This is a genomic window from Streptomyces sp. NPDC054840, assembly GCF_053611065.1.
The window spans coordinates 1-7,362 of the sequence record NZ_JBSGZP010000367.1; the positions used below are offsets into that span (position 1 = coordinate 1).

The window sequence follows — 7,362 nt, forward strand, 5'->3', positions numbered from 1 at the left end:
TACGCATGTGAGGGGCCACACCGAACGGTGGGGCCCCTCACACGCAACGGTCAGTTCTGCGAGATCGCCTGGAGCAGGTCGCCCACCTTCGCATCCGGCAGCGCCCGGGCGACGTCGGCCAGCGCCACGATGCCCACCAGCGTATGCCCGTCGATGACGGGCAGCCGGCGGACCTGGTGCTCGCCCATCGTCCGCAGGATCTCCTCCGCGCTGTCGTCGGCGCCGATGGTCACGGCCTCGCCCTGGGCGAGGTCGCCCGCCTTCACCGAACCGGGGTCCTTGCCCGCGCCCAAAACCTTCACCACGATGTCCCGGTCGGTGAGCATGCCCTTGAGCTTCTCGTCCGTACCGCAGATGGGCAGGGCTCCGACCTTCAGCTGAGTCATCTTCTTCGCGGCCTCGAGCACCGTCTCGTTCGCGCCGATGCACGTAGCGTCCGCCGTCATGATGTCGCGAGCCTTCGTCATCCGTCGTACTCCTTCGTCCTCGTCTGCACTGGTGCGGGCCACATCCGCCGACGCGGACAGGACCCGGGGCCTATGCGTGCCCCCTGCCCCGGACCGGTAACGGCATTCGCCCTACAACCACCCCAGTTCGGCCATACCGCCAACGGCAGTCGGGTCAAGATCCCGGCGCGACGGGGTCTCCTGCGGCCACCAGGGCGCTACCTTGCGCGGATGGAGGAATGGGAGCGCTGGGAGCGGCGGGTGCAGACGCCGCTCACGCCGTGGCGTACCGGCTGGTGAGCGCGGTCGCCGCCCGCGGCCCCGTGGGTTTGAACACCAGGTGGGGATGGTCGGTCAGCACGTTGGTGGCCCGCTCGGTGAGGTTCGGGGCGGTGTGGATGTCCAACGCGCCGGTGACGGCGGCGACGGCCAGGCCGCCGCGGGCCTCCAGGAGCACCCGTTGCGGTCGCGGATCACTGCTGTTCACCGGCGGGCCCCGGGTTGAGGCCGGCGGGCGCCGCGGTGGCCGTCCGGGGAACGCCGGCGAGGGCTGCCGCCCGTCCTGTGGGGTGCGGTGAGGTGCCGAGCCATTCGCAGAACAGGACGGTGGCGTCGTCCTGGAGGCTGCCGTCGTGGTGTTCGAGGACGGCGTGGATGAGTCGGCGCAGGGTTTCGGGGACGGGCAGCCCGTCGGCGTGGTGGCGGATGAGGAAGTCGATGAACCGGTCGAGGCCGAATTCCTCGCCCGGGGTCCGGCGGGCCTCGGTGATCCCGTCGGTGTAGAGGACGATCCGGTCGCCCGGCTCCAGCTGGTGGCGGCACAGACGGGTGGGGAGACCGAGGTCGGTGCCCATGGGATGGCAGGGCGGGCAGTCCAGCAGGGTGCTCCAGCGGCCGCCACGGATGATCACCGGTGGGTGATGGCCGCGGTTGACCCACGTCATGACCCCGGTGCGGGTGTCGAGCTCGGCGAGGATGCCGGTGACGTAGCGGTCCCGGCCGTACTGCTCGATCAGTACCTCTTCGATCCTTTCGCTGATCTCCACCAGCATCGCGCCCCCACGGCGTGCGTTGCGGCACGCGCCCATCGCCAGGTTGGCGGTCAGCCCGGCGGCGGTGTCGTGGCCCATCGCGTCGAAGAGCGACAGGTGCACCACATGGCCGGCGGTCGCGTAGTCGTAGGCGTCACCGCTGATGCGGTAGGCCGGCTCCATGGCGGCGGAGATCATCACGCGTCCGTCCGCGTAGGTGGGCGGGGGCATCAGGTGCCACTGCATCTCCGCGGCGATGTTCAGTCGCCGGGTGCGCGTCAGCTGGGCATGGAAGTCACTGCTGCGCCGCTTGCTGTCGATGATCAAGGCGACCAGGGCCGCCAGCAGCTTCATGTCCTCGATGGCTCGCGCGTCGTCGAGGACCGTGGTGATGCGCAGGACACCCAGACGCTCGGTGCCGTCGACCAGGGGAACCCACCAGTGGCCGCGACCGTCGTTGGGGTCGGCGCCGGCGAGGATCTCCCCGTGCTGGAACGCCCGCCCGGCCACGGTTCCCTCGATTTTCAGCTCGATCTCCTCACCGACCACCGCGCCGGTGTCGGCGTCCTCGCCGGACATCAGGCGCATCACGTCGCCCTGGAGATCCACCACGTAGATCAGCACCTGGGTGAACCCGACCTCCGCCGCGTGCTCAGCCGTCCTGGCCGACAGGGACTCCAGCGGCATCACATGGCTCGCCGACAGCAGGCCGGCCAGCATGCGTCGCCCGCGTGTGTCGCGGTCCTGATCGTTCACAGCAGCACCCCTGCTCCTCGGCCCCCAGCCGACACGCTGCCGATCGCCGATGCACAGGTGCCCGTACCTTCACTCTCCTCCACTTTCCTCCTCCCGTGCCCATTCGGACAGGAAGAACCGCCGCTGCCGAGGACTGGCCTACGAGGGAAGCCCCCGGTCAGCAGAGCCGGCGGAAAGAGGCCGTTCGGTCACGCACGGCCATGACAGCAAGGTCAGGAACCCGCGACCGGCTTGCGTCGTTGCAGAAACCACCGGTGTGCGGGCGGTGTGAGGCCGGCGCCCACGATGAACCCGAGCGCGACGCTCTGGCTCGCGAACGCGATCATTCCGAAGACCGCGCACAGAACCAGGCCGGTCACGACCAGGCCTGCGGCCTTGAACCGCGGGGCCAGCTGGTTCAGCCATCTCACGGTCGAGAGAGTCGTGAGATACACGGTGGATCCGAAAGCGGCCGACGCCAGAGCGGTCAGAGCGTTCATTCCAAACCTTTCCCCATCAGAAGCCGAGATGTGTCTCTCCGGCCGCCACGGTGTCAGCCGTACTCCCTGCTCGGGATCACATGGCTGCCGGCATGTTCACCTGCAGTATCCGTCGCCACCACTGCCGCTGTCAGAGCCGCTTCCGGCCGGGGCCGCCCCCGGGGGTGGCGTTCTTCCCAGGGCCGTCGAAGCGCCGTTCGGCCCCAAGCCCCGCCCATCTGCGCGGGGGCGCGTAGCTGCGTGCGTGGAAACGGCGGAAGTGCCTGTTACACGGCCTGAACCCATTCGGCGCACAGCACTCGGTCTGGCGTGAATGAACTGCTTATGTGGCCAAAATCTTCAGGCTTGGGCATTGTGCGGGCGGTCCCCCACCTCACCCCGTTCGCGTCAACTGCTCCTTGACGCTTGCCTCTTACAAGGGAGAGTTACGGACATGTCCGCATTGAGCAACATGCGTTCCAGGTTGTGGCCGTTGGCGGTGGTGCGGGCCAGAGTGTGGCTCCCCGGCAGGACGCCGGGAACCGTACGGAGCCCGCCGGCTTGCACGAAGCCGGGCTGGGCTGACTGTTTCAAGGAGCCATCCGCATGTCTGCTTCTCCCGCCACCCGCCGTCTTCTCGCCGCGGTCCTGGCCGCCGGCGCCCTGGTCGGCGCTGCCGCCGTCCCGGCCGCCGCCCACGACGACGATCGGCACGGCCGGCACGGCCACCACGCCCAGCACTCCTCGATCGTCATCGGCGACGTCCAGCACGACCGCCGCGACCGCGACCGCGACAACCGCGCCCTGAACCGCGAGTGGGTCGAGGTCAAGAACACCGGCCGGCATTCGGTGAACCTGCGCGGCTTCACCCTCACCGACCGCGACGGCAACCGCTACCGCTTCGACCACCTCCGCCTGGACGGACGCTCCAGCGTCAGGGTCCACACCGGCAACGGACGCGACACCCACCGCGACGTCTACCAGGACCGCCGCCACCAGATCTGGGACGAGCGCGACACCGCCACCCTCCGCGACAACCGCGGCAACGTCCTCGACACCCAGAGCTGGGGCCGCCCCGGACACCACGACGGCCACCGCCGCTGACCCACGCCGACAGTCACACCGTCGAGGACAGTGAACTGCCGGCCACCGCAACCGCGTGCCGCGGCAACCCGCTGCGGCACGCCACACCCCCGACACACCCTGGGTGGCCGACCCGCCCGCCACCCGTCAGACCTGCACCTCGCCTCTGCTGCACGCGCCGCAGAGCCTCGTGAAGTGCGCGTGGTGCGACGCCCGGTTTCAGAACGTGCGGACCGCCCCCAAGGCCGCCGCCGCCGAAGGCGGTGTCCTCGAACTCTTCGGAAGCAGCAGCGTCACATCCGACCCCGGGAGGTTCTTGTGGAGTCCTGGCAGTTTTCCCCGTCAACGGTCACGGTCCCTCAGCTGACCCTCGATCCCTACCGCTTCCCCCGCGCTGACACCGTAGAGCCCATGCCCTGCGACGTCCGGCCGCAGAAGCCGGGCGATGAGAACAGGCCTCCGCCCCTCGGCGAGGAGGATCCGCGCGCCCACCGGCAGCCGTCCGACCCACGCCACGCCTGGTCCCTGAAGCCCTTGGACCGGCGGCGCCTGGACCTCCACGCAGCGCTGACCACCGTCGGCGTTCCACCGCTCCCCGGTGATCTGGAAGCCATCCATACCTTGTCCGCACTCGACGACACGACCAACGCTGCCCTCGTACGGTGGATCACCGCCAGCCGCTGAACCCCACATAGCGGCTTCCGTGGCCGCCTGCGCGGGCCCGGACCGCGCCCCGATTCCGGGCGGCGGCTCCGTCCCCCGGTCCGCTATGACGAGCGCGTCCGACACGACGGTCGGATCACCTTCAGGTCACACGGCCGGGCCGCCCGCCTCCTCGGGGAGTTCCGTGGGCGGGGTGCGGGTGGGGTCGGGGAGACCGAGGCGGGCGCCGGCGGCGCGCACCGCCGCGAGCTCGTCGTCGCCCGCCCTCCCCCAGTCACTCAGTTCGCGGACCTGTTCGGGAGTGGCCAGCAGGCGTGCGTACTCCGGGTCCGCGCCCGGCGGGAGGCCGGTGAGGCGGGCCGCGGTGCGGGCATGGACGCCCTGCTCGCCGTGCCGGTAGCCGAGGGGGGCGGTGTCCTCGGTGGAGCCGGCCGTCGGGGGCGGAAGGTGGGCGGCACCGGTGGCCCGGGAGATCAGCAGGAGGACCCGGCCGTCCGGGGCGAAGAGCCAGGCCGACCGATCCTGCACGGGCAGCCGCTCCGGGACCGGGCCCGGGTGCCAGACACCGTGCTGCGGGACCCGCCGGGTGCGCAGGACCCCGAGCCGGTCCAGGGCGGTCGGCGCGGTGGGGCGGCCGTCCTCCAGCAGGGCGGTGCCGGAGCCGTTGATGCGGGCGCGCAGGGCGGACAGTGCGCGGCGGGCGTCACCCGGATCCATCAGGGCGGACAGATCGGCCGGTTCGGCGAAGTGGATGCCGGTGATCTCCTGCGCCGGGAGGCGGACGGCCTCGATCCGGTCGGGGGTCCAGGTGCCGCCGTCGTAGACGTGCAGGATCTCGCCCGGGAAGCACATCTCGGGCGGGAAGCCGGGAGTGTCGGCAGGGATCCAGTCCACGGCGAGGCCGCGCGAGTAGCGGCCGTCGACGCCGAGCTCCTCGCGCAGCTCGCGGGCGGCCGCCGCGGACGGCGCCTCGCCGGCGTCCACGGCGCCGCCGGGCAGCAGCCGGTCGGCGCGGTAGTCGACGCTCTGGACGAGGACCCGACCTCGGGTGTCGGTGACGAGGACGACGGCCGCGGTCCAGACGGCGGCCCGCGAGGCCCCGTACTCCGCCGGGGTCATCCACGTCCCCGTCCGCTCCCGCTCGTGTTCGTCCATCGCACCCTGGTCGGTCAGCTGCGGCATCGGACTCCGTTCACCGTGGGTGGACCCGCCGGGCTGTGCAACAGCGGGCACGGCTCACGGGTTACGGCGACCCGCCCGCCCGCACCGGCAAGCCAGGCCCTTGCCATCCCCTACCTCCTTATTACTTGGTTATGTAGGCCCTGGTACGTTCCGGAGGCGGACTGGCGGCGTGAAAACCGTCGGTCCGACCAACTTTTCACGCACGGGACGTACGGCACGCACCACGACCGCGACCGCACCGAGGAGAGACCCGCACATGCGACGCGCCTCCCCGACGGGCACCGGCACAGGGGCGGCGGCCCCTGCCGGGGGGTGCGGGCGGCTGGCCGGGGTCGACGCCGCACGCGGCCTGGCGGTCCTCGGCATGTTCGCCGTGCACGTCGGCCCCAGCCCGGAGCCGGAGGGCGCCGGTCACCTCCTCGTCGCGGCCGACGGGCGCGCCCCGGCCCTCTTCACCCTGCTCGCCGGCTTCTCCCTGGTCCTCGCCCAGCGGGGGCTGGACCCGGCGCAACGCCCGGAGGGCTGGGCGCGCCGCTGGCGTCCCCTGCTGATCCGCTGCGCACTGCTGGCCGCACTCGGCGTATGGCTGGCCTCGTTGTGGCCGGGAATCCTGGTCATCCTGGCCTTCTTCGCCGTCTACTTCCTGGCGGCCGAGCCCTTCACCCGGCTGTCCACCCCGGTGCTCACCGCCGTGGCGGGCGCGTCGGTGGTGATGGGTCCGCTGCTCTCGTTCCTGCTGGGTCCGGTGTTCGGCTACGAGGTGTCCGGGCGCGGCCTGGTCCCCGAGGCAGCCGATCTGGCCAATTGGTCCGGGCTGGGCCGAGTGCTGCTGGAACTGCTGCTCACCGGGGCGTATCCGCTGGCCACCTACTTCCCGTACGTTCTGGTCGGGATGGCCCTCGCCCGGCGCTGCGACGTGCGGGTGCGGTCGGTGGCCCGGCGGATGGCGGTGTGGGGCACGGTGGCCGCCGGCGCCGGGTACGGCTCGTCCTGGCTCGCGAGCCATGTGTTCGGCGCCCGGCAGCGGCTGCTGGAGGCGATCGCCGTCCACCACCCGGAGGCCCTCGCCGCGGCCGACCCCGTACGGGAGGTCCTGGGCGGTCAGTACGGGGCCGTGCCCAGCACTTCCTGGTACTGGCTGCTGGTGGCCGATCCCTACAGCCAGACCCCGCTGGAGACCCTGGGCAACGCGGGCGTGGGCTGCGCCCTCATCGGCCTGTGCGCGCTCGCCGCGCGGCACGGGATGGGCGTGCGCCTGCTTCGGCCGCTCACCCTGCTCGGGGCGATGGCGCTGAGCGCGTACGTCGTCCACGCGCTGGTGCTGGCCGGTCCGGCGCACGGCGCGGCGTCCTGGTCCGCCTGGCTGGCCTTCAGCGCCGCGGCCCTGGGACTGACCTGGGCCTGGCAGCGGATCTGGGCCGGCAGCCCGCTGCGCCGCGGCCCGGTGGAACACGTGCTGCGGCTGGCCGCGCGGGGGCGCGGCCGGGCCTGACCGCGCGCCGTCACCCGTCCGTGTGACCGGTTCGGCTCGCGCGGCGCCGGTACGGCAGGGTGGGCGGATGCAGCTGCGCCTCGCCCTGCCCCTGACCCTTGCCACGCTCGTGATGGCCAGCGGGTGCGTGACGGTACGTCCCGTGGCTCCGCCGGACGTGCCGCGGGCGGAGCCTGCGGCGGACCGTACCCAGGCCCGTCAACCGGCGCCGCTGGCCCTGCCGTTGGGGCCGCTCCCGGCTTCGCCCGGAC

At 72.0% G+C, this 7,362-nt stretch carries 9 protein-coding genes; 4 read left to right on the forward strand and 5 right to left on the reverse strand.

The window, feature by feature from the left end:
- Positions 1-50: 50 nt before the first annotated feature.
- The 4 genes from ACWGIU_RS23845 to ACWGIU_RS23860 all read right to left on the reverse strand — a co-directional run bounded on the left by ACWGIU_RS23845 (position 51) and on the right by ACWGIU_RS23860 (position 2,643).
- Positions 51-467: a CBS domain-containing protein gene (locus tag ACWGIU_RS23845; RefSeq protein WP_453708884.1), complete on the reverse strand. Its 417-nt coding sequence runs from the start codon at positions 465-467 to the stop codon at positions 51-53.
- Between the two features lie 253 nt (positions 468-720).
- A complete protein-coding gene (locus ACWGIU_RS23850; protein ID WP_453708886.1) occupies positions 721-933 on the reverse strand; it encodes a hypothetical protein in 213 nt (70 codons plus the stop codon).
- Positions 920-2,197, reverse strand: coding sequence for a PP2C family protein-serine/threonine phosphatase (locus tag ACWGIU_RS23855; protein ID WP_453708900.1), 1,278 nt, complete (start codon positions 2,195-2,197; stop codon positions 920-922). Before ACWGIU_RS23855 ends, ACWGIU_RS23850 begins: the two co-directional genes overlap by 14 nt.
- Positions 2,198-2,445: 248 nt before the next feature.
- Positions 2,446-2,643, reverse strand: coding sequence for a hypothetical protein (locus ACWGIU_RS23860; protein ID WP_453708888.1), 198 nt, complete (start codon positions 2,641-2,643; stop codon positions 2,446-2,448).
- Between the two features lie 654 nt (positions 2,644-3,297).
- Between ACWGIU_RS23860 and ACWGIU_RS23865 the strand changes: the two genes are divergently transcribed.
- Positions 3,298-3,795, forward strand: coding sequence for a lamin tail domain-containing protein (locus ACWGIU_RS23865; protein ID WP_453708890.1), 498 nt, complete (start codon positions 3,298-3,300; stop codon positions 3,793-3,795).
- Between the two features lie 390 nt (positions 3,796-4,185).
- Positions 4,186-4,458, forward strand: coding sequence for a hypothetical protein (locus ACWGIU_RS23870; RefSeq protein WP_453708892.1), 273 nt, complete (start codon positions 4,186-4,188; stop codon positions 4,456-4,458).
- A 126-nt stretch (positions 4,459-4,584) separates the two neighbouring features.
- On the opposite strand, the gene ACWGIU_RS23875 is transcribed toward ACWGIU_RS23870, so the two are convergent.
- Positions 4,585-5,619: an NUDIX domain-containing protein gene (locus ACWGIU_RS23875; protein WP_453708894.1), complete on the reverse strand. Its 1,035-nt coding sequence runs from the start codon at positions 5,617-5,619 to the stop codon at positions 4,585-4,587.
- 256 nt (positions 5,620-5,875) lie between these two features.
- On the opposite strand from ACWGIU_RS23875, the gene ACWGIU_RS23880 reads away from it, so the two are divergent.
- Positions 5,876-7,111, forward strand: coding sequence for a heparan-alpha-glucosaminide N-acetyltransferase domain-containing protein (locus ACWGIU_RS23880; protein ID WP_453708896.1), 1,236 nt, complete (start codon positions 5,876-5,878; stop codon positions 7,109-7,111).
- 67 nt (positions 7,112-7,178) lie between these two features.
- Positions 7,179-7,362, forward strand: a 184-nt coding sequence (locus tag ACWGIU_RS23885) for a hypothetical protein (protein WP_453708898.1), incomplete at its 3' end; no start/stop codon positions are given.